1 pseudogene is annotated in these 414 nt (G+C 43.7%); it reads right to left on the reverse strand.

Annotated elements, in window-relative coordinates:
- A pseudogene (locus F1E73_RS17410) lies at positions 1-414 on the reverse strand (LPS-assembly protein LptD); the annotation flags it as partial.

Raw genomic sequence — 414 nt, forward strand, 5'->3', positions numbered from 1 at the left:
TATGGAATCTGGAACTACCTCATTATTCCCTTGTTTAAAAAACGGTAATTGGGTGTAATTGCCCAGTGAGTCCTTTATCCGACCAGCATAGACCTCATTTTTGGTGTAGTCCATGACAATGACCCCTGCCTTTAGCTCGGTGTCTTGATAGTAAAGCTCTGCCTCGTTGTACAAGTAGATTTTCTGATCCTTTTTGCTCATTTTCACATAATCCTTGGCCCGGTATTTGATTTTGTCCAAGAGCAAGGCTTGCTTTCCGGCAGTAGAATCTATTTTGGTAGAATCGGCCACAGCAATAGAGTCCTGTAATTTTGGATCTGGAATCAGCGGGGCAACAATGGTGTCCTTCTGCGCGGCAATGGGCAATGGGATAATTTTATCTTCTTGGGCCGTGATGGTAAATGCGCCAAATAA

The organism is Arenibacter lacus, from assembly GCF_008711145.1.
Classification (GTDB): Bacteria; Bacteroidota; Bacteroidia; order Flavobacteriales; family Flavobacteriaceae; genus Arenibacter; species Arenibacter amylolyticus.